Origin of the sequence: Variibacter gotjawalensis (assembly GCF_002355335.1) — a bacterium.
In the GTDB taxonomy this organism is placed as follows: Bacteria; Pseudomonadota; Alphaproteobacteria; order Rhizobiales; family Xanthobacteraceae; genus Variibacter; species Variibacter gotjawalensis.
In genome coordinates, this window is sequence record NZ_AP014946.1 from 3,641,826 (window position 1) to 3,659,645 (window position 17,820).

General features: G+C 62.4%; 25 protein-coding genes. 1 reads left to right on the top strand and 24 read right to left on the bottom strand.

Annotated features, from left to right (window positions below; genetic code table 11):
• Nucleotides 1-388: 388 nt before the first annotated feature.
• The 6 genes from GJW30_RS17800 to GJW30_RS17825 form a co-directional block, all read right to left on the bottom strand.
• On the bottom strand, nucleotides 389-1,723 hold the full coding sequence (locus GJW30_RS17800; protein ID WP_096357716.1) for a replication-associated recombination protein A: 1,335 nt from the start codon (nucleotides 1,721-1,723) through the stop codon (nucleotides 389-391).
• Nucleotides 1,724-1,860: 137 nt separating this feature from the next.
• The gene (locus GJW30_RS17805) at nucleotides 1,861-3,261 is read right to left on the bottom strand and encodes a DegQ family serine endoprotease (protein WP_245408751.1); all 1,401 of its coding nucleotides are present in this window, start codon (nucleotides 3,259-3,261) and stop codon (nucleotides 1,861-1,863) included.
• Nucleotides 3,262-3,333: 72 nt separating this feature from the next.
• On the bottom strand, nucleotides 3,334-3,945 hold the full coding sequence (locus GJW30_RS17810) for an ankyrin repeat domain-containing protein (RefSeq protein WP_245408552.1): 612 nt from the start codon (nucleotides 3,943-3,945) through the stop codon (nucleotides 3,334-3,336).
• Between the two features lie 270 nt (nucleotides 3,946-4,215).
• Nucleotides 4,216-4,905 carry an outer membrane protein gene (locus GJW30_RS17815; RefSeq protein WP_096357720.1) on the bottom strand — a complete coding sequence of 230 codons (690 nt, stop codon included), beginning with the start codon at nucleotides 4,903-4,905 and terminating at the stop codon, nucleotides 4,216-4,218.
• A 151-nt stretch (nucleotides 4,906-5,056) separates the two neighbouring features.
• Complete coding sequence (locus GJW30_RS17820) at nucleotides 5,057-5,716, bottom strand: outer membrane protein (RefSeq protein WP_096357722.1); 660 nt, start codon at nucleotides 5,714-5,716, stop codon at nucleotides 5,057-5,059.
• Between the two features lie 426 nt (nucleotides 5,717-6,142).
• Entirely contained in the window at nucleotides 6,143-6,454 is a 312-nt protein-coding gene (locus GJW30_RS17825) for a hypothetical protein (protein WP_130364573.1), read from the bottom strand.
• A gap of 230 nt (nucleotides 6,455-6,684) precedes the next feature.
• Here GJW30_RS17825 and GJW30_RS17830 point away from each other — a divergent pair, with 230 nt between their 5' ends.
• The gene (locus GJW30_RS17830) at nucleotides 6,685-7,095 is read left to right on the top strand and encodes a PaaI family thioesterase (RefSeq protein ID WP_096357727.1); all 411 of its coding nucleotides are present in this window, start codon (nucleotides 6,685-6,687) and stop codon (nucleotides 7,093-7,095) included.
• 74 nt (nucleotides 7,096-7,169) lie between these two features.
• Here GJW30_RS17830 and rplQ read toward each other — a convergent pair whose 3' ends face one another.
• The 18 genes from rplQ to rplN all read right to left on the bottom strand — a co-directional run bounded on the left by rplQ (nucleotide 7,170) and on the right by rplN (nucleotide 17,811).
• Nucleotides 7,170-7,586, bottom strand: coding sequence for a 50S ribosomal protein L17 (gene rplQ, locus GJW30_RS17835; protein ID WP_096357729.1), 417 nt, complete (start codon nucleotides 7,584-7,586; stop codon nucleotides 7,170-7,172).
• A 44-nt stretch (nucleotides 7,587-7,630) separates the two neighbouring features.
• On the bottom strand, nucleotides 7,631-8,653 hold the full coding sequence (locus GJW30_RS17840) for a DNA-directed RNA polymerase subunit alpha (protein WP_096358907.1): 1,023 nt from the start codon (nucleotides 8,651-8,653) through the stop codon (nucleotides 7,631-7,633).
• Nucleotides 8,654-8,758: 105 nt separating this feature from the next.
• On the bottom strand, nucleotides 8,759-9,148 hold the full coding sequence (gene rpsK, locus GJW30_RS17845) for a 30S ribosomal protein S11 (protein ID WP_096357731.1): 390 nt from the start codon (nucleotides 9,146-9,148) through the stop codon (nucleotides 8,759-8,761).
• A 111-nt stretch (nucleotides 9,149-9,259) separates the two neighbouring features.
• Nucleotides 9,260-9,628, bottom strand: a complete 369-nt coding sequence (gene rpsM / locus GJW30_RS17850) for a 30S ribosomal protein S13 (protein ID WP_096357733.1) — start codon at nucleotides 9,626-9,628, stop codon at nucleotides 9,260-9,262.
• A 226-nt stretch (nucleotides 9,629-9,854) separates the two neighbouring features.
• Entirely contained in the window at nucleotides 9,855-10,439 is a 585-nt protein-coding gene (locus GJW30_RS17855) for an adenylate kinase (protein ID WP_096357735.1), read from the bottom strand.
• A complete protein-coding gene (locus GJW30_RS17860; protein ID WP_157746783.1) occupies nucleotides 10,436-11,638 on the bottom strand; it encodes a preprotein translocase subunit SecY in 1,203 nt (400 codons plus the stop codon). The genes GJW30_RS17855 and GJW30_RS17860 overlap by 4 nt, the downstream gene beginning before the upstream one ends.
• A 4-nt stretch (nucleotides 11,639-11,642) precedes the next feature.
• Nucleotides 11,643-12,977: a preprotein translocase subunit SecY gene (gene secY / locus GJW30_RS17865; protein WP_096357739.1), complete on the bottom strand. Its 1,335-nt coding sequence runs from the start codon at nucleotides 12,975-12,977 to the stop codon at nucleotides 11,643-11,645.
• 212 nt (nucleotides 12,978-13,189) lie between these two features.
• Nucleotides 13,190-13,675 carry a 50S ribosomal protein L15 gene (rplO, locus tag GJW30_RS17870; RefSeq protein ID WP_096357741.1) on the bottom strand — a complete coding sequence of 162 codons (486 nt, stop codon included), beginning with the start codon at nucleotides 13,673-13,675 and terminating at the stop codon, nucleotides 13,190-13,192.
• Between the two features lie 87 nt (nucleotides 13,676-13,762).
• Nucleotides 13,763-13,960, bottom strand: a complete 198-nt coding sequence (rpmD, locus tag GJW30_RS17875) for a 50S ribosomal protein L30 (RefSeq protein WP_096358908.1) — start codon at nucleotides 13,958-13,960, stop codon at nucleotides 13,763-13,765.
• A gap of 11 nt (nucleotides 13,961-13,971) precedes the next feature.
• Nucleotides 13,972-14,571 carry a 30S ribosomal protein S5 gene (rpsE, locus tag GJW30_RS17880; protein WP_096357743.1) on the bottom strand — a complete coding sequence of 200 codons (600 nt, stop codon included), beginning with the start codon at nucleotides 14,569-14,571 and terminating at the stop codon, nucleotides 13,972-13,974.
• On the bottom strand, nucleotides 14,571-14,930 hold the full coding sequence (gene rplR / locus GJW30_RS17885; protein WP_096357745.1) for a 50S ribosomal protein L18: 360 nt from the start codon (nucleotides 14,928-14,930) through the stop codon (nucleotides 14,571-14,573). Before rplR ends, rpsE begins: the two co-directional genes overlap by 1 nt.
• A gap of 4 nt (nucleotides 14,931-14,934) precedes the next feature.
• Nucleotides 14,935-15,123: a hypothetical protein gene (locus tag GJW30_RS17890; RefSeq protein ID WP_096357747.1), complete on the bottom strand. Its 189-nt coding sequence runs from the start codon at nucleotides 15,121-15,123 to the stop codon at nucleotides 14,935-14,937.
• Nucleotides 15,120-15,653: a 50S ribosomal protein L6 gene (gene rplF / locus GJW30_RS17895; protein ID WP_096357749.1), complete on the bottom strand. Its 534-nt coding sequence runs from the start codon at nucleotides 15,651-15,653 to the stop codon at nucleotides 15,120-15,122. Before rplF ends, GJW30_RS17890 begins: the two co-directional genes overlap by 4 nt.
• Nucleotides 15,654-15,666: 13 nt before the next feature.
• Nucleotides 15,667-16,059, bottom strand: coding sequence for a 30S ribosomal protein S8 (gene rpsH, locus GJW30_RS17900; RefSeq protein WP_096357751.1), 393 nt, complete (start codon nucleotides 16,057-16,059; stop codon nucleotides 15,667-15,669).
• Between the two features lie 13 nt (nucleotides 16,060-16,072).
• Nucleotides 16,073-16,378 (bottom strand): 30S ribosomal protein S14, encoded by a 306-nt coding sequence (gene rpsN / locus GJW30_RS17905; protein WP_096357754.1) that lies wholly within the window; start codon nucleotides 16,376-16,378, stop codon nucleotides 16,073-16,075.
• A gap of 62 nt (nucleotides 16,379-16,440) precedes the next feature.
• On the bottom strand, nucleotides 16,441-17,136 hold the full coding sequence (gene rplE / locus GJW30_RS17910) for a 50S ribosomal protein L5 (RefSeq protein ID WP_096357756.1): 696 nt from the start codon (nucleotides 17,134-17,136) through the stop codon (nucleotides 16,441-16,443).
• Nucleotides 17,129-17,443: a 50S ribosomal protein L24 gene (rplX, locus tag GJW30_RS17915; RefSeq protein ID WP_096357758.1), complete on the bottom strand. Its 315-nt coding sequence runs from the start codon at nucleotides 17,441-17,443 to the stop codon at nucleotides 17,129-17,131. The genes rplE and rplX overlap by 8 nt, the downstream gene beginning before the upstream one ends.
• Nucleotides 17,443-17,811: a 50S ribosomal protein L14 gene (gene rplN / locus GJW30_RS17920; RefSeq protein WP_096357760.1), complete on the bottom strand. Its 369-nt coding sequence runs from the start codon at nucleotides 17,809-17,811 to the stop codon at nucleotides 17,443-17,445. The genes rplX and rplN overlap by 1 nt, the downstream gene beginning before the upstream one ends.
• Between the last annotated feature and the right edge of the window lie 9 nt (nucleotides 17,812-17,820).

Genomic DNA, 17,820 nt, shown 5'->3' on the forward strand with positions numbered 1-17,820 from the left:
GTCTTGTCTCGGTCGCTCTTGTCTTGGGCGGTCTTGCTTGAAACGCTCTTGCTTCGGCCGCTCGTCGCGGCGGGGACGCTCATCGCGTTGCGGACGCTCATCCCGGCGCGGACGCTCATCGCGTTGCGGACGGTCCTGACGCGGTGTCTTCGCAACGGTGCGCTCGCCGGCGCGCGGCGCGAAGGATTTCGGGCCGCGCTCCGTCCGTTTGCCGTCGAGCTTGCCGCGCTTTTCACCCACAGGCGGCTTGCCGCGTCCTCCGCGAGGAGCGGAGTCGCGTCCCGATGCGGGACGTTGGCGGTTCGGTGGCTTGGAGGGGCGGCGGCTCATTGCGCCTCGTTAAACGAAAACATCCACGCCGTCACCTTCGAGACGGCGCTCGCACGGCTTACTCGCCCTGCTCGTCCTGCTTGGAAGCACGCAACTTCGACCAGTAATCCAATCGCTTGCGTATCTCGCGCTCAAAGCCGCGGTCCGGCGGATCGTAGAAATTCCGCCGCCCGATCTTTGGCGGGAAGTACTCCTGCCCCGAAAACGCATCCGGCGTGTCGTGGTCGTACATGTAGCCCTCGCCGTAGCCCTGCTCGCGCATCAGCGAGGTTGCGCCATTGAGGATCGCGTTCGGCGGCATGACCGAGCCATACTCCTTGGCGACGCGCATGGACTCCTTGAAGGCCGTATAGACCGCGTTCGATTTCGGCGCCGTCGCCATGTAGACGACGGCCTGCGCGATCGCGAGTTCGCCCTCGGGGCTGCCGAGAAAGTCGAATGCATCCTTTGCGGCATTCGCGATCACCAGCGCCTGCGGATCGGCCATGCCGATGTCTTCCACCGCCATCCGCACAACGCGCCGCGCGATGAAAAGACGGTTCTCGCCGCCGTCGAGCATGCGCGAGAGATAATAGAGCGCCGCATCCGGATCGGAGCCGCGCACCGACTTATGCAGCGCCGAGATGAGGTTGTAGTGGCCGTCTTGCGACTTGTCATAGATCGGCGCGCGGCGCTGCACGATCTCCTGCGCGGCCGCTTCGTCGAATACTTCGCCCGGCCGCGCTGCACGCCAGATTTCCTCGACCAGCGTCAGCGACGCACGCCCGTCGCCGTCCGCCATACGCACCAGCATCGCGCGTGCTTCAGGCGTCAGCGGCAGCGGCTTGCCCTCGATCTCCTCCGCGCGCGCGAACAGCTTTTCGATCGCGGCTTCGTCGAGCGAGCGAAACACGAGAACGCGCGCACGCGACAACAAGGCGGCGTTGAGTTCGAACGACGGATTTTCAGTCGTCGCGCCGACCAGCACGACGGTGCCGTCTTCCATCACGGGGAGGAAGCTGTCCTGCTGCGCGCGATTGAAACGATGTACCTCGTCGACGAAGAGCAACGTGCCCTTCCCCATCTCGCGGCGAGCGCGCGCGGCGTCGAATGCTTTCTTCAGATCGGCGACGCCGGAGAACACGGCCGAGATTTGCTCGAATTCGAGTTCGGTCGCGTCCGCCAGAAGCCGCGCCACTGTCGTCTTGCCGGTGCCGGGCGGTCCCCAGAACACCATCGAGCCGAGCGTCCGCGTCTGCAGCATCCGCGTCAGCGGCCCATCGGGACCGAGGATGTGGTCTTGTCCGACGACATCCGGCAAACTTTCCGGACGCAGCCGATCGGCGAGCGGCCGCGGCGCGGCTTTCTCCAGCCCTGCGGCCGCAAAAAGATTCGGTGCCGGTGACTTAGCCATCTCGCGATGTCCTACAGCAGCACCCACAACCTCCGCTCATTCCCGCGAAAGCGGGAATCCAGGCTTTTTGAGCGCGCTCCCGCGCGCCTGCTGGGTCCCCGCTTTCGCGGGGACGAGCGGAAATCTTGGCGGATGCTCTAGCCACCCAACACCGTTGTCAGCGTCTGACCGCCGCGGTTGATCTGCAGGCGCCACATGCGCTGCGGCGTCTGCGTGAGCTTATCGAGATCGCCCGAACGGCTGATGCGTTGCCCGTTGACCTCGACGAGCACGTCGCCGGCCTGAAAGCCGACCGCTTGCGCCGGCGTGTTCTCTTCGATCGCCGAAATCGCGACACCTTCGAGATCGCTGCCGATGCGCAGTTCGTCCGCGACTGCGGGCGAGATGTTCACCACCGTCGCGCCGGTGAGCGGCGTGCGGCCCTTGAGCGTCACAGCTTCACGCGGCGGATCTTCCGGCGCGGCAACGAGACGAACGCTCGCCTTGTGTTCCTTGCTGCCGCGCATGTAATCGACGTCGACACTGCCGCCGATGGCCTTAGTCGCGAAGCGGAAACCGAACGCCTGCGGATCGTCGATCGTCACCCCATCGACAGCCGTGACGAGATCGCCGGTCTTGAGGCCAGCACGTGCGGCCGGTCCGTTCGCGCTCACGCTCGCGACCAGCGCGCCGGTCGGGCGCTTGAGGTTGAGCGTCTCGGCGATCTCCGACGTAACGTTCTGCAGCTTCGCGCCGAGCCATGGACGGCGCACCGTCGCGCTGCCGGCTTTCGCCGACGCGACGACGACTTGCACCATATTCACCGGGATCGCGAAGCCGATGCCTTGCGAGCCACCCGAACGCGAGAAGATCGCCGTGTTGATGCCGACGAGACGGCCTTGCGTGTCGACCAGCGCGCCGCCCGAGTTGCCGGGGTTGATTGCCGCGTCGGTTTGAATGAAGAAGCCGTAGTCCGTGATGCCGATCTGCGTGCGCGCCAGCGCCGAGACGATGCCGTGGGTCGTCGTCTGTCCGACACCGAACGGGTTGCCGATCGCGAGCACGAAGTCGCCGACTTCGAGCGTGTCGGAATTGCCGACCGCAATCGCCGCGAGATTGTCCGGCGGCGTTTTCAGCTTGAGGATCGCGAGATCGGTCCGCGCATCCTTGAGCACGATCTCGGCTTCGAACTCACGCCGATCCGCGAGCGCGATCTTCACCTCGGTCGCGCCTTCGACGACGTGATTGTTGGTGACGATGAAGCCACTCTTGTCGACGATCACGCCGGAGCCGAGCGAGCGCTGCACCTGCTCGCGCGGCATACCCGGGCCGCCGAAGAAGCGGCGGAAGATAGGGTCGTCCATCATCGGGTTGCGATTCTCGACGACGCGCGCCGCATAAACATTGACAACCGACGGCGCGGTTTGCCGCACGGCCGGCGCGAACGAAAGCTTGAGGTCATTCGAACTCGAGGGCGCGCGCGAGGTCTGCGCATCGGCGCGCCCCGAAAGCGCAACGGGAGCCGAAAGGATGAGCGCGGTCGCGGCCGCAAGTGCCAGTGTTTTCATGAAGAACCGATTCGCATGATCTGATGGAAATATATAGGCAGAGGCCGCGCCGAACGACAGCACCTAGCGGCCGCCTGCCGCTTCGAGGATCGTCACAATCGCCGCATATCCGTGCTTTTTCGCGTGCCAGAGCGGTGTTTTGCCGTCGCGGTCGGCCAGATTGACGTCGGCCTTATGCTTGAGCAGGAGCCGGATGATCTCCTGATGCCGCTCGCCGCCGTTGCCGAGGAAGACGGCCTCGAGCAGCGCCGTCCAGCCGAGATTGTTGATGTGATTGACGTCGATCTTGGAGCGCTCGAGCAGCAGCCGCACGGTCTCGACATGGCCGCGCTCGCAGGCCGGGATGAGCGCATTGCCGCCAAAGCGGTTGCGCTTTGCATAGTCGACGCGGCCCTGATCCAGCATCGCGGCCAGGATGGCCGTGCGGCCGAGCGCACCGGCGAGCAGCCAGGCCGAGTCGTGGTTCTTGGCTTGAACATTCACGTTCGCCCCGGCCTGGATCAAGCGCAGCGCCGCGTCCGTGCGGTCATACGCGACGGCGACGAGAAGCGCAGTGCGGCGCTGCGGATCCTGTGCGTCGATTGCGGCGCCGCCCGTCAAGGCACGGTCGATCGCGGCGACGTCACCGCTGCCGGCAGCCGCCAGCAAAGCCTCATCGGCGGACGCCGAGCCCATCGCCAAAGCTCCTATTGCCGCGACCCAAAACACGCGCCGGTTGATCATCGCGGCACTATGCATCGCGGCAAAGTCGGCGACAAAAACAAAAGAGCCGGCTCTCCGGCCGGCCCTTCTGTCGACGCCCCAAAACTCTCAGCGGCCGCACGATATGGCGGACTTGCTTGTCACCGCTAGTGCGCCAGGGCAACACTGTTGCCGGCGGATTCGCGATGGAAAACAAACCCCTAACGCGGTTTCCGGACTCAGTTTCTCAGAACGACCCCGGCCTTAGTACGAGGCGACAATCGGGCCGCCGCCGAAGCGATAGTTCACGCCGAGGCGGACTGTCTGCAGTTCGAGATTGACCCGCGTTGGGTCGACGAAGCGGCCGAAGTCGTAATCCTCGCGGCCGAAACGCGCGTAGAGATACTCGACCTTCGCGCTCCAATTCGGCGCGAACGCGTATTCCAATCCACCGCCCGCGGCCCAGCCGACATGCGTGTTTGAGAGCGCCGGCGCCGCACCGACCTGAAACTCCTGGCCGGCCCAGGCAAAGCCTCCGGTGCCGTAGATCAACGCATTTCCGACCGCGTAGCCAAGCCGGCCGCGCACCGTGCCCCACACATCGACCTCGGATCTGGTCGTGAAGGCGAAGCGATCCGTCGTCGCGCCGATGCTCGCGCCTTGGATATCGGCCTCTATGCCGAGGATCCAATTCGGTGCAATTTGCATGGTGTAGCCGATTTGCGCGCCGCCCGTGATGCCATCGATCGGGAAGCTGCCGAGATTGACCGGACCACTGAGGTCGATCACCTGGCCGACGCGTCCCCAGCCGTAGCCGACATTGGCGCCGACGTAGAAGCCATTCCAGCTCTGCGCGATGACGGCAATGGGTGCTTTGTAAACCGGAAGATCGGCGGCGGACGCCGGCGCGATGGCTGCCAGAGACGACAGTCCAACCAAAATCGCTTTGAACATCTTGCGGCCCCGCAGGTGATTCCTGTCCCGCGCCAAGGCTAACCGCCTGGCAAAACCGCAAGTAGTGCCGCCGTTATCTTTCCACCGAAATCAGCACAAAAGAAAAGGGCCGGCATGAAGCCGGCCCTTTCCGAAAGCGAAGTCGGTTCGATTAGTACGAAGCGACGATCGGTGCGCCGCCGAAGCGGTAGTTGATGCCGAGGCGAACCGTGTGGAAGTCCGAACGGACGTTCGTCTGGAATGCCGGCGCATCATAGAATTCGCGGCCGAGATCGACATACAGGTATTCAACCTTCGCCGACCACTGCGGAGCGAACGCGTATTCGAGACCGCCACCGAAGGTGTAGCCCGTGTGGGTCTTCGACTGCGAAACGCCGAAGCCCGTCAGCTCGTTGCGGCCGTAAGCGAAACCGCCGGTGCCGTACAGGAGGACGTTGTTCCAGGCGTAGCCGAGACGGCCACGAACCGTGCCCCACATGTGGACGTTGGTGTTGAGCAGAGCAACATCCGACTCGATATTCGAGCCCTGGAGGTCAGCTTCGATACCGAACACCCAGTTCGGCGAGAACTGCCAGTTGTAACCGATCTGGCCACCACCCGAGAAACCATCGGTGTCAGCACGACCACCACCAACGCGATCACGGCCCCAGCTGTAACCAGCGTTTGCGCCGATGTAGAAGCCGTTCCAGAGCATGTACGGAGCAGCGACTGCAACCGGAGCCTTATAGATCGGGCGGCCGAGATCGGCGGCGACTGCCGGAGCGGCCATCAATGCCGTGCCAGCCAGGAGAGCGAGTGTGAACTTCTTCATATTTTTCCAAGCCTCATTTACTTACGCAGTGAACGTGGTCCACGAGATAGTCCAACCCACCTTCTCCGTCTATGACTTCAGGGCAACACTCGCCCCCATAACGCCGAGAAGAAGATCGTACCTAATTCTTTGTAAATTCTCGTAAAAATGGCCAGAACACGGCAACCATTTGGTAACCATTCGTTCTGCCAAATCGGCGCCACAATTGCACACCGTTAACTACACAACCGTACCGCGGTTCCGTTCAATTGTGGCAAAATCGTGATTTTTTCGGAGACGGCGCGGCAGCCGAGTGTCCGCAACCAGCGCGCGCAGCTTTGTTCCGTGATGAAATGACAGGCAGCCCCACGCTTGGCGCAGAGCTTCCCCGGTTGACGCCGGGCCGCAAATCACCGTGAGGGCACGTCCGCCGGCGAGAATCGTGGATCACGATCCGCGCGGCGGCCCGATCAAACAGCGAGTCGCGTTGGTCTGCATATTTCTGCAGCGCCACCAGCTCCCGTCTTTCGATTGCCAAAGGATGCGCGTGTGGGGAATCACCTCTTTAGTCTCAGCGACCATGAAGCCGCCCGAGACCTCCCCCACTCCGTCTTTAGGGACTGCGCTGCAGTCGATATGGTTGCAGCACCACTCGCCGCTGATCGGGTCGGTCAGGCGAAGCGCGTTGATCCAATGATCATGCGCGAGGGCAAACGAACTGCCCAGAAACACCAACGCGACACACACAAACCGCGTCATTCCAGCCTCCTTGAACAAGAGACGCTGTCATCATCGCTTCAAAGTGTGAGTCGCGCGCCGCCAAATAAGCGGCAGAGCCGTCCAGCTTTGCATCATCGGTTGCAAGGCGCGGTGTTGGCACTCGCAAGACGCGATGTTCTAACCGGCTTGCGGCGCCTAAGTTATCTATCGCGGTGCGCGTGCCTCACCGCACATCCGCGCCACGCTGAAATTTTGAGCGGGAGACCCAGATGAGCGAAGTGCCGGAAGGCTTTGCGCGTCACACGCGCAAGAGCCCGCTGACCGAACCGTGGGAGCCGATCTACGCGAAGCGCAACGCCGATTCGGTGCACCTCGGACTGCGACTCGCTGAAGCGCATACGAATTCGCGCGGCTTTGCGCATGGCGGATTGATCTCGACACTCGCCGACAACGCGATGGGATTGAGTTGCGGCTTAGCGCTCGGCGGCAATACGAGACTCGTCACGGTGTCGCTGAACGTCGACTTCATCGGCGCGGCGAAACCCGGTCAGTGGCTTGAAATCGCGCCGACCGTCATTCGCGCCGGCAGCACATTGTGTTTCGTGCAAGCACTCATCACAGCGGACGGCGAAATCTGCGCACGCGCCAGCGCAACGTTTCGCACGATCAAGCCGACGTAATCCTCACCGCACCGGACAACAAAAAAGGGCGGCCCGATCGGCCGCCCTTTTCGTATTTCGGAAAGTCGCGAAGCTTATGCAGCCTCGGCTTCTTTCTCTTGCACCGGACCCGAGTCGAGGCCCTTCGCATCGACGTCGCGATCGACGAACTCGATCACGCCGACCGGAGCCGAGTCGCCGTAGCGGAAGCCGGCCTTGAGAACGCGCGTGTAACCACCCTGACGTTCTTTGTAACGCGGAGCCAGAACGTCGAACAACTTGCGGACCATCGCAACGTCGCGCATTTCGGCAATCGCCTGACGGCGCGCATGCAGGTCGCCCTTCTTGCCGAGCGTGACGAGCTTCTCAACGATCGGACGAAGCTCCTTCGCCTTCGGCAGCGTGGTGACGATCTGCTCGTGCTTGATCAGCGCGGCGCACATGTTGGCGAACATCGCCTTGCGATGCTCCGCCGTGCGGTTCAGCTTACGGTAGACTTTGCCATGACGCATGGTCTTGTTCCTTCGCGGGCCGCTCTCTCAGCAGGCCGATAAAATCAGTAGTGGTCTTCGAAACGCTTGGCGAGATCGTCGATGTTTTCCGGCGGCCAACCCGGCACTTCCATGCCGAGATGCAGGCCCATCTGCGCCAGCACTTCCTTGATCTCGTTGAGCGACTTGCGGCCGAAGTTCGGCGTGCGGAGCATCTCTGCTTCCGACTTCTGAACCAGGTCGCCGATGTAAACGATGTTGTCGTTCTTCAAGCAGTTCGCCGAACGCACCGACAGTTCGAGCTCGTCAACCTTCTTGAGGAAGGCCGGGTTGAACGCGAGATCCGGAATCGTCTCAGCGGCCTGCTCGCGCTTCGGCTCTTCGAAGTTGACGAACACGTTGAGCTGATCCTGCAGAATGCGCGCAGCGTAAGCGAGCGAGTCATCCGGCGTGATCGAGCCGTTCGTCTCGATCGTCATCGTGAGCTTGTCGTAGTCGAGGATCTGACCCTCGCGCGTATTCTCGACGCGGTACGAAACCTTGCGCACCGGCGAATACAGGCTGTCGACCGGGATGAGGCCGATCGGCGCATCTTCCGGACGGTTGCGCTCGGACGAGACGTAACCCTTGCCGGTGTTGACGGTGAATTCCATGCGGATCTCTGCACCGTCGTCGAGCGTGCAGATCACGAGGTCCGGATTGAGAACCGAAACGTCGCCGACCGTCGAGATGTCGCCGGCGGTGACCGGGCCCGGGCCCTGCTTCTTCACGACCATGCGCTTCGGGCCATCGCCCTGCATGCGGATCGCGATATCCTTGATGTTGAGAACGATGTCGGTCACGTCCTCGCGCACGCCCGGGATCGACGAGAACTCGTGCAACACGCCGTCGATCTGCACCGACTGCACCGCCGCGCCTTGCAGCGACGAAAGCAGAATGCGGCGCAGTGCGTTGCCGAGCGTCAAACCAAAGCCGCGCTCGAGCGGCTCAGCGACAACCGTCGCGACGCGCTTAGCGTCGTGACCCGGAGTCACTTGGAGCTTCTCGGGCTTGATCAATTCTTGCCAGTTCTTTTGAATCACGTGCATCACCCTGTTCGGTTGCGCAGCGCCAGTCGATCGGCGCGCGAAGCCCGCACGGCGCCGTGCGGGAAAATCAGCGCTCCATCGCGAGTGGAGCGCTGCAGAAAATTCTTAGACGCGACGACGCTTGCGCGGACGGCAACCGTTGTGCGGAATCGGCGTCACGTCGCGGATCGACGTCACCGTGAAGCCTGCGGCCTGCAATGCGCGCAGCGCCGACTCGCGGCCCGAACCCGGACCGGCAACTTCGACTTCGAGCGTGCGCATGCCGTGCTCTTGCGCCTTGCGCGCAACGTCTTCGGCCGCAACCTGCGCCGCATACGGCGTGGACTTACGCGAGCCCTTGAAACCCATCGTGCCGGCCGACGACCAGGCAATCGAATTGCCCTGCACGTCCGTGATGGTGATCATCGTGTTGTTGAAGCTTGCATTCACGTGTGCAACGCCGGAGGCGATGTTCTTGCGCTCTTTACGACGTACGCGGGCGGCTTCTTTAGCCATCTCAAATCCTTCTCGATCTCAACGCCGCCGTACTTCCAGCGGCTCCACCTTGGGAATATCGCAACAGCAAACGGCAGCTCGAGGCTGCCGTCGCTAAACCGATAAACCCGATTACTTCTTCTTGCCGGCAATTGCCTTCGCCGGACCCTTGCGGGTGCGTGCGTTGGTGTGGGTGCGCTGACCGCGCACCGGCAGACCGCGGCGATGCCGCAGGCCGCGATAGCAGCCGAGATCCATCAGCCGCTTGATGTTGATCGAAACTTCACGGCGCAGATCGCCCTCGACCAGGAAGTCGCGGTCAATGACTTCGCGGATCTGCAGGACTTCGGCGTCCGTCAGCTGCGAGACACGGCGCTCGTCCGGGATATTGACCTTGGTCATGATGTCGCGAGCAGCCTTCTGGCCGATGCCATGAATGTACTGCAGCGCGATGATGACGCGCTTGTTGGTCGGGATGTTGACGCCTGCAATGCGGGCCAATGTCGTAACTCCTAGGCGCAATCTCGAGCCGAGCGCGCCGGAAAGCGTTGATTTTATTGGACGCTGGGCTGCACCATGATGCACGCGACGCCGCCCGCCTTCCCCGGAGGAGAAGCCCGGCAACGTCGATTAATCCCAACGGATGCCGGGGTATTAAAGGATTCAAGACCCTCGCGTCAACCAGCAAAAGCCGATTCTTATTGGCTTATTTGCGCCCTTCGGCCGGTTATTTCCCCGCCAAAGCCTTGTTGATTGCTTCGCTGACGCCGTCGATGCTCGCCATGCCGTCAATCTCGGTCAGCGAACCTTTTTTATGGTAAAATGGTGCCACAACAGAGGTATCGCGCTCGTACGCGGTCAGGCGCTTTTCAAACACGACCGGATCGTCGTCCGGACGCACCGGCTGGCCGGCCGCTTTTGCGTCAGCCGCGCGCTTAACGATTCGGTCGACGAGCTTCTTGTGATCGACCTTCAGCTCGATCACACCGTCGAGGTCGAGGCCATGCTCATGGAGCATCTTGTCGAGCGCTTCGGCCTGCGGGACCGTGCGCGGAAAGCCATCGAGGATGAAGCCATTCTTCGCGTCCGGCTGCTGGATGCGGTCCTCGATGATGCTGACGACGATGTCATCCGACACCAGCCCGCCGCTTGCCATCACGTCTTTGACCTTGAGGCCGATCGGCGATCCTGCGGCCACGGCGGCGCGCAGCATATCTCCGGTCGAAAGCTGAACGATCTTGTAGCGGTCCACGAGGCGCTGCGCCTGCGTCCCCTTCCCGGCCCCCGGCGGACCGAGCAGTATCAACCTCATAGACGTTCGCCCCCGCTGTAGGACGCGTACTGCGCCCTTAGATCCAAAACAGTACTGACAACTACCAATAACGCAAAGCCGCCGATCGCGAACGGCAAGCCGAGCGATGCAAAGAAAACCTGCGTGCCGACAATCACTAGAACCAAATAGAGCGCTCCCGCAAGCGAGAGTCGCGAAACACTGTGGTCAAAAGCGTCCGCCGTCGGCTCGCCCGGTGCGACACCGGGAAGGCTCAATCCGAGCACGCGCAACCGCTCCGCGAGACGCGCTGGATCGAGCAAGAATGCCGTGTAAATGACCGACGTCACGATGAGGCAAAGCGCCAGGCAGACATAGTAGATCGCACTGCCGGGCCGCATCGCCTGCACGATCGCGACGGCTTGCTCCTGGCTGACGAACTGCCACACCCACGGCAGCAGACTCACCGGCACCAGCATCGCCCATCCGGCGAGCAGCTGCGGCGCGATGCCGCTCGGATTGAGTTTGAGATTGAGATCGGCGCGGCCCTTGCCGTCGATTCGTTCGACGGAGAAATTTCGCCGCGCGAGTTCGACCATTACGACCCACGCCACGATTGCGACGACGACGAGCAGCAGAAGAAACGCGGTGCGTCCCGAGAGAACACCGAGCCGGACCATCTCGATGCTCGTCGCGAGCGCCGTCGGCAGTTCCGCTGCGGCTGTCGCGAACAACAACCACGAAATGCCGTTGCCGAATCCGCGCGCGGTGATTTGTTCGGCGAGCCACACGAGAGCAAGAACGCCGGCGCACCAGATGATCGTGGCCGTGACGATGAATGCAGGGCCTTGCCACGTCACGAGGCCCGTCACCTGCTGCATCGCATTCGCCAAACCGATCGCTTGGAACGCCGCAAGCAGCAACGTGAGCGCGAGCGTGACGCGCACGATCATGCGCCGGCCCGCAACGCCGCTATCTTCCGCGCGGGCGCGAACGCGGCGCGACGCCAGGACGACGAACTGAATGAAGAACGCTGCGGTGATGTAAGGGATGATCGTCAGCGCGAAGAGCGAGATGCGCGCGCTTGCGTTGCCGCCGAAGAAATTGCCGGCATTGGCGACGCCTTGCAAGCCACCGAACAAACTCTGCCACGCGACGGGATCGATTCCCGGGATCGGGATATTGCAGCCGAGCCGGTAGAGAAGCAGCGCACCGATTGTGAAGCCGATGCGCTGGATCACATCATCACCGCTTGCGGCCGCGCAGCTTCGAACGCTTGATAAGACCTTCATACTGATGCGCGAGCAGATAGCCCTGGATCTGCGCGACAGTATCCATCGTCACCGAGACGACGATGAGCAGCGATGTGCCGCCGAAGTAGAAGGTCGTGACGCCGCTGTAGGAAATCAGCAACTCGGGAATCAAGCAGACGATGCCGAGATAGATCGCGCCGATCACCGTGATGCGCGAGAGCACATAGTCGATGTATTCCGCGGTGCGCTCGCCCGGACGAATGCCCGGAATGAAGCCGCCGTGCTTCTTCAGATTGTCGGCGGTCTCGGTCGGATTGAACACGATCGCCGTATAGAAGAACGCGAAGAACACGATCAGGCCGAGATAGAGCAACATGAACAGCGGACGGCCGTGACTGAGCTGAGTCGTCAGCCACTGCAGCCATTCGCCGCCCTGTCCCGCGTTGAAGTTCGCGATCGTCGCCGGCAACAGCAGCAACGATGACGCGAAGATCGGCGGGATGACGCCGGATGTGTTGAGCTTCAGCGGCAGATGCGAGGACTGACCCTCGAACATCTGATTGCCGACCTGACGCTTCGGATACTGGATCAGCAAGCGGCGCTGCGCGCGCTCCATGAACACGACGAAAGCAATGACGGCGACGGCCATCACGGCGAGGCCGAGGATGAGCGCCGGCGAAATCGCGCCCTGACGCGAGAGTTCGAGAGTGCCGACGAGCGCGCCCGGAAGTTCCGCGACGATGCCTGCGAGAATGATCAGCGAGATGCCGTTGCCGATACCGCGCGACGTGATCTGCTCACCGAGCCACATCAGGAACATCGTGCCGCCGGTCAGCGTCAGCACCGTGGTGATGCGGAAGAACAGGCCAGGATCGGACACGACCGTGCCGGACGATTCGAGACCGATCGAAATGCCGTACGCCTGGAACACCGCGAGCAGCACGGTGAGATAACGCGTGTATTGATTGATGGTCTTGCGGCCCGCCTCGCCCTCTTTCTTGAGCGCTTCGAGCGTCGGCGACACCGTCGTCATCAGCTGGATGATGATGGACGCCGAGATATACGGCATGATGTTCAGCGCGAAGATCGCCATGCGGTTGATACCGCCGCCGGCGAACATGTTGAACATGCCGAGAATGCCGCCCGCTTGCGAGCGGAAGATCTGCTCCCACGCGCCCGGATCGATGCCGGGCAGCGGGATATACGTGCCGAGACGATAGACGAGCAGAGCGCCGAGCGTGAACCAGATACGCTTCTTGAGTTCTTCGGCCTTGGCGAGCGCGCCGAAATTAAGGTTTGCCGCCAGTTGTTCCGCTGCCGAGACCATCTACCGCTCCGTTACCCGACATCGCTGCCAGGAGGCCTTGAGGTACGCCCCTATATAGGGCCTCGGGGGCCATTGAAAAGTCACTGCCATTCCGGGCGTAAGCGGAGCAGCGAACCCGGAATCCATGCTCCCTGCGTCAAATCTGGGGCAATGGATCCCGGATAGCCTGAGTTCGCAACGCGAACCGCGCGGCTTCCGGGATGACGGAATCGTTACGCGGCTTCTTCTTCCGAAGCCTTCACGACGAGGATTTCGATCGAGCCGCCGGCCTTCTCGACGGCTGCGACAGCCGACTTCGAAGCACCCGCGAGCGAGAACTGAGCCTTCGACGTGAGCTCGCCACGGCCGAGCAGACGGACACCGTCCTTGGCGCGGCGCACGACGCCGGCTTCGACCAGCGCGGCCGCATCGATCGTCTTCGAGATGTCGAGCGTCTTCGCGTCGATCGCGGCCTGAACGCGGTCGAGGTTCACCTCGACATAGTTCGCCGGGAACGGCTTTTTGAAGCCACGCTTCGGCAGACGGCGATGCAACGGCATCTGACCGCCTTCGAAGCCCTTGATGGCGACGCCGGAGCGTGCCCACTGACCCTTGACACCACGGCCGGCAGTCTTGCCCTTGCCGGAGCCGATGCCGCGGCCGACGCGCTTCGAATTGTGCGTCGCGCCCGGCTTGTCCCTCAGATCGCTGAGTTTCATCGTTCTATCCTCTTGAGGCCGATGCCTCTGTCGTCGCACGCCCGAAGGCGTGGATGGCCCGGTTGAACCGAGCCATCGCGAATGTCCTTACTTCTCCACCACGCGGACGAGATGCGCCACTTTGGCGATCATGCCGCGCGTTGCCGGCGTGTCCGGCAACTCGGCCGTGCGGCCGAGTTTGTTGAGATTGAGACCCACCAGCGTCTCACGCTGGTCGTGCCGGCGGCGGATCGGCGAACCGATCTGCTGCACCTTCACGGTCTTCGAGCTTTTCGTTGCGTTCATCACTCGGCTCCTTAGTCGGCGGCCGGCTGTTCGCCGTCGACCGTGCCGCGGCGATTCTGCAGCGTCGAAACCTTGATGTTCCGGCGTGCCGCAACCGAACGCGGGCTATCGACAGTCTTCAGCGCATCGAATGTGGCGCGGACCATGTTGTACGGGTTCGACGAACCCATCGACTTGGCGACGACGTCCTGCATGCCCAGTGTTTCGAAAACGGCGCGCATCGGACCACCCGCGATGATGCCGGTGCCCGGAGGCGCTGCGCGCAGGAAGACGCGGCCGGCGCCGTGGCGACCGAACACGTCGTGATGCAGCGTGCGGCCTTCGCGCAGCGGAACGCGCGTCAGCGAACGCTTCGCAGCGTCGGTTGCCTTACGGATCGCTTCCGGAACTTCGCGTGCCTTGCCGTGACCGAAACCGACGCGACCCTTCTGGTCGCCGACGACGACGAGCGCGGCGAAGCCGAAGCGACGACCACCCTTCACGACCTTGGCGACGCGATTGATGTGAACGAGCTTGTCGACAAACTCGCTGTCGCGCTCTTCACGACGATCGCCGCGGTCACGTTCTTTACGATTGCCTCGATCGGGCGAGGCGCCTGGACGTTGTGCCATTAGAAGTTCAATCCGCCTTCCCGCGCGGCTTCAGCCAACGCTTTGATACGGCCATGATAGAGATACTGGCCGCGATCGAATACGACGTCCTTGACGCCAGCGCCGGCGCCACGTTCGGCGACGAGCTTACCGACGGCCTTGGCGGCGTCGATATCGGCGCCGGTCTTCAGGCTGCCGCGCAGATCCTTCTCGAGCGACGAAGCGGACGCGAGCGTCACGCCCTTCGTGTCGTCGATGATCTGAGCGTAGATGTGCTTCGACGAGCGAAACACCGTGAGACGTGCGCGGCCGTTGGCCGCTGCCTTGACGGCGCGGCGAACACGCGCCCCACGCCGTTCGGTTGTGCTTTTGTGTGCCATGACCTTAGCTCTTCCTGCCGCCATCCCGGCGGATGGCAATCAGCTCGCGCAGCATGCTGTGCGTAGCGTTGTCCGAGTCGCGCGACGGGCGAACGTCGAACGCATAACCGGAAGCGCGAAACGGCTCTGCGCCTGGACGAACCAGGATGAGCTCGCCCGCACCCGGGAACGAAAACTTGCCCGCGCGGATCATTTCTTTTTGCCTTCCTTGCGGAAGATGAACTCGCCTGCGTACTTCACGCCCTTGCCCTTGTAGGGCTCCGGCGGACGATACGAGCGGATCTCAGCCGCAACCTGGCCGACCTTCTGAGCGTCGATGCCGGTGACGACGATTTCCGTCGGCTTCGGCGTGACGATCGAGATGCCGTCCGGGATCGGGAACAGCACATCGTGGCTGTAACCGAGCGCGAGCTGCAGGTTCTTGCCTTGCACGGCCGCACGATAACCGACGCCGTTGATCTCGAGCTTGCGCTCGAATCCAGTGGTGACGCCCTTCATCAGGTTTGCGACCTGCGTGCGGGACATGCCCCACATCGCGCGCGCGCGCTTGGTTTCGGAACGCGGCTTCACCGCGACCGAACCGTTGTCCATAGCGACTTCGACGTCTTCCGGAAGCACGATCTGCAAAGCGCCCTTCGGGCCCTTTACCTTGACGGTCTGTCCTTCGACATTCGCCGTCACACCGGACGGCAGCGCTACGGGCCTTTTGCCAATACGTGACATTGTTGTGTTCCCGTCAGAATACGGTGCAGAGGAGCTCGCCGCCGACATTCTGGTCGCGAGCTTCGTGATCGGCCATCACGCCCTTCGGCGTGGAGACGATCGCGATGCCGAGACCATTGCCGATGCGCGGCAGGTTCTTCACCGAGACGTAAACGCGGCGGCCGGGCTTGGAGACGCGAGCGATCTCCCGGATGACCGGCGTGCCGTCGAAATACTTCAGTTCGATATCGAATTCGGAGCGCCCGTTGCCGAGTTCCGTCGACGAATAGTCGCGGATGTAACCTTCGGTCTTGAGCACTTCGAGCACGTTCGCGCGCAGGCGCGAGCCGGGCGTCGAAACCTTCGACTTGTTACGCATCTGCGCATTGCGGATGCGGGTGATCATATCGCCGAGCGGATCGTTCATCTGTGATCCCTCCTTACCAGCTCGACTTCACGAGGCCCGGGATGAGACCCTTCGATCCGAGATCACGGATCGCGATGCGGCTCATCTTGAGCTTGCGATAAAATGCGCGCGGGCGCCCCGTCACTTCGCAACGGTTGCGGATGCGGGTCTTCGAAGAATTGCGCGGAAGCTCGGCCAGCTTCAGCGCAGCCGCGAAACGCTCTTCCATCGGAGCGTTCTTGTCGCGCGCGAGAGCCTTCAGCTTGGCGCGGCGTGCGCCGAACTGCTTGGTCATCTTGCGGCGCTTCGCGTTCTTCTCGATTGAACTCGTCTTTGCCATTCAGTGTCTCCTAGGTATCCGCGTTTAAAGCGATGGTGTCGGCCAATCTGCCCGACGTCGCCTTACTGCCGGAACGGGAAGTTCATGTGCTTGAGCAACGCGCGGGCTTCGTCGTCCGAGGTTGCCGAGGTGCAGATGATGATGTCCATGCCGAGGACAGCATCCGTCTTGTCGTAATCGATTTCCGGGAACACGATGTGCTCCTTGATGCCGATCGCATAGTTGCCGTTGCCGTCGAAGCTCTTCGGGTTCAGGCCGCGGAAGTCGCGCACGCGGGGGAGCGCGATGTTCACGAGACGATCGAGGAACTCGTACATACGGGTCTTGCGCAGCGTGACCTTGCAGCCGATCGGCTGATTTTCACGCAGCTTGTAGGTCGCGATCGCCTTACGCGAGCGCGTGATCACGGCCTTCTGGCCGGCAATCGCCGAAAGATCGTTGGCTGCGACTTCGACCTTCTTACGGTCGTTGACGCCCTCGCCAACGCCCATGTTCAGAACGATCTTGGTGATCGCCGGAACCTTCATCGGGTTGGTGTAGCCGAACTCTTCCGTCAGGGCCTTGCGGACCTGCTCGTCGAATACCTTGCGCAGGCGAGCCGCCGGCTGCTTTTCCTTCGGCTTCTTCTCCTTCGGAGCAGCATCGGCCTTCGCCGCGCCAGCCTTGGCAGCCTTCGGCTCCTTCGGAGCGGTCTTGCCGCCGTGCTCGACTTTCGGCGCAGCCGGCTTCTTGGCCTTCTTGTCGTCCTTATCAGCCATCGATCTCAACTCCACCACGCTTGGCAACGCGGACTTTCTTGTCGCCGACCATCTTGAAGCCAACACGGGTCGGCTTCTTGTCGGTCGGGTGCAGCAGCGACAGGTTCGAGAGGTGGATCGGCGCCTCTTTCGAGATGATCCCGCCCTCTTGCTGGGCCGTCTGCTTGGTATGACGCTTCACGAGGTTGACGCCGCGCACCAGCGCGCGCGCCTCGCTCGGACGCACCTCGATCACTTCACCGGTGCGGCCCTTGTGGCGGCCCGTGATGACGATAACGTTGTCGCCCTTGCGGATTTTGGCGGCCATTACAGCACCTCCGGCGCAAGCGAAATGATCTTCATGTGGTTCTTCGCGCGCAGCTCGCGCGGAACCGGTCCGAAGATACGCGTGCCGACCGGCTCAGCCTGGTTGTTGATCAACACAGCGGCGTTGCGGTCGAAGCGGATGATGGAGCCGTCGACGCGGCGGATCGCCTTCGCGGTGCGAACGACGACGGCCTTCATGACCTCGCCCTTCTTCACGCGTCCGCGGGGAATCGCCTCTTTCACCGACACGACGATCGTGTCGCCGACATGCGCGTATTTACGCTTGGAACCGCCAAGCACCTTAATGCACATGACCCGTCGTGCGCCGGAATTGTCGGCCACGTCGAGGTTGGTCTGCATCTGAATCATTGATGCACC

What these genes read in the sequence shown, in the direction of transcription:
- rplF (WP_096357749.1), bottom strand. Translation starts at nt 15,653, where the DNA reads ATGTCACGTATTGGCAAAAGGCCCGTAGCGCTGCCGTCCGGTGTGACG.
- GJW30_RS17830 (WP_096357727.1), top strand. Translation starts at nt 6,685, where the DNA reads ATGAGCGAAGTGCCGGAAGGCTTTGCGCGTCACACGCGCAAGAGCCCG.
- GJW30_RS17815 (WP_096357720.1), bottom strand. Translation starts at nt 4,905, where the DNA reads ATGTTCAAAGCGATTTTGGTTGGACTGTCGTCTCTGGCAGCCATCGCG.
- GJW30_RS17825 (WP_130364573.1), bottom strand. Translation starts at nt 6,454, where the DNA reads ATGACGCGGTTTGTGTGTGTCGCGTTGGTGTTTCTGGGCAGTTCGTTT.
- rpsH (WP_096357751.1), bottom strand. Translation starts at nt 16,059, where the DNA reads ATGAACGATCCGCTCGGCGATATGATCACCCGCATCCGCAATGCGCAG.
- rplO (WP_096357741.1), bottom strand. Translation starts at nt 13,675, where the DNA reads ATGAAACTCAGCGATCTGAGGGACAAGCCGGGCGCGACGCACAATTCG.
- rpsN (WP_096357754.1), bottom strand. Translation starts at nt 16,378, where the DNA reads ATGGCAAAGACGAGTTCAATCGAGAAGAACGCGAAGCGCCGCAAGATG.
- rpsE (WP_096357743.1), bottom strand. Translation starts at nt 14,571, where the DNA reads ATGGCACAACGTCCAGGCGCCTCGCCCGATCGAGGCAATCGTAAAGAA.
- GJW30_RS17810 (WP_245408552.1), bottom strand. Translation starts at nt 3,945, where the DNA reads ATGGGCTCGGCGTCCGCCGATGAGGCTTTGCTGGCGGCTGCCGGCAGC.
- secY (WP_096357739.1), bottom strand. Translation starts at nt 12,977, where the DNA reads ATGGTCTCGGCAGCGGAACAACTGGCGGCAAACCTTAATTTCGGCGCG.
- rpsK (WP_096357731.1), bottom strand. Translation starts at nt 9,148, where the DNA reads ATGGCTAAAGAAGCCGCCCGCGTACGTCGTAAAGAGCGCAAGAACATC.
- GJW30_RS17840 (WP_096358907.1), bottom strand. Translation starts at nt 8,653, where the DNA reads ATGCACGTGATTCAAAAGAACTGGCAAGAATTGATCAAGCCCGAGAAG.
- rplX (WP_096357758.1), bottom strand. Translation starts at nt 17,443, where the DNA reads ATGGCCGCCAAAATCCGCAAGGGCGACAACGTTATCGTCATCACGGGC.
- rplE (WP_096357756.1), bottom strand. Translation starts at nt 17,136, where the DNA reads ATGGCTGATAAGGACGACAAGAAGGCCAAGAAGCCGGCTGCGCCGAAA.
- GJW30_RS17820 (WP_096357722.1), bottom strand. Translation starts at nt 5,716, where the DNA reads ATGAAGAAGTTCACACTCGCTCTCCTGGCTGGCACGGCATTGATGGCC.
- rplN (WP_096357760.1), bottom strand. Translation starts at nt 17,811, where the DNA reads ATGATTCAGATGCAGACCAACCTCGACGTGGCCGACAATTCCGGCGCA.
- GJW30_RS17890 (WP_096357747.1), bottom strand. Translation starts at nt 15,123, where the DNA reads ATGATCCGCGCGGGCAAGTTTTCGTTCCCGGGTGCGGGCGAGCTCATC.
- rplR (WP_096357745.1), bottom strand. Translation starts at nt 14,930, where the DNA reads ATGGCACACAAAAGCACAACCGAACGGCGTGGGGCGCGTGTTCGCCGC.
- GJW30_RS17855 (WP_096357735.1), bottom strand. Translation starts at nt 10,439, where the DNA reads ATGAGGTTGATACTGCTCGGTCCGCCGGGGGCCGGGAAGGGGACGCAG.
- rplQ (WP_096357729.1), bottom strand. Translation starts at nt 7,586, where the DNA reads ATGCGTCATGGCAAAGTCTACCGTAAGCTGAACCGCACGGCGGAGCAT.
- GJW30_RS17800 (WP_096357716.1), bottom strand. Translation starts at nt 1,723, where the DNA reads ATGGCTAAGTCACCGGCACCGAATCTTTTTGCGGCCGCAGGGCTGGAG.
- rpmD (WP_096358908.1), bottom strand. Translation starts at nt 13,960, where the DNA reads ATGAACGCAACGAAAAGCTCGAAGACCGTGAAGGTGCAGCAGATCGGT.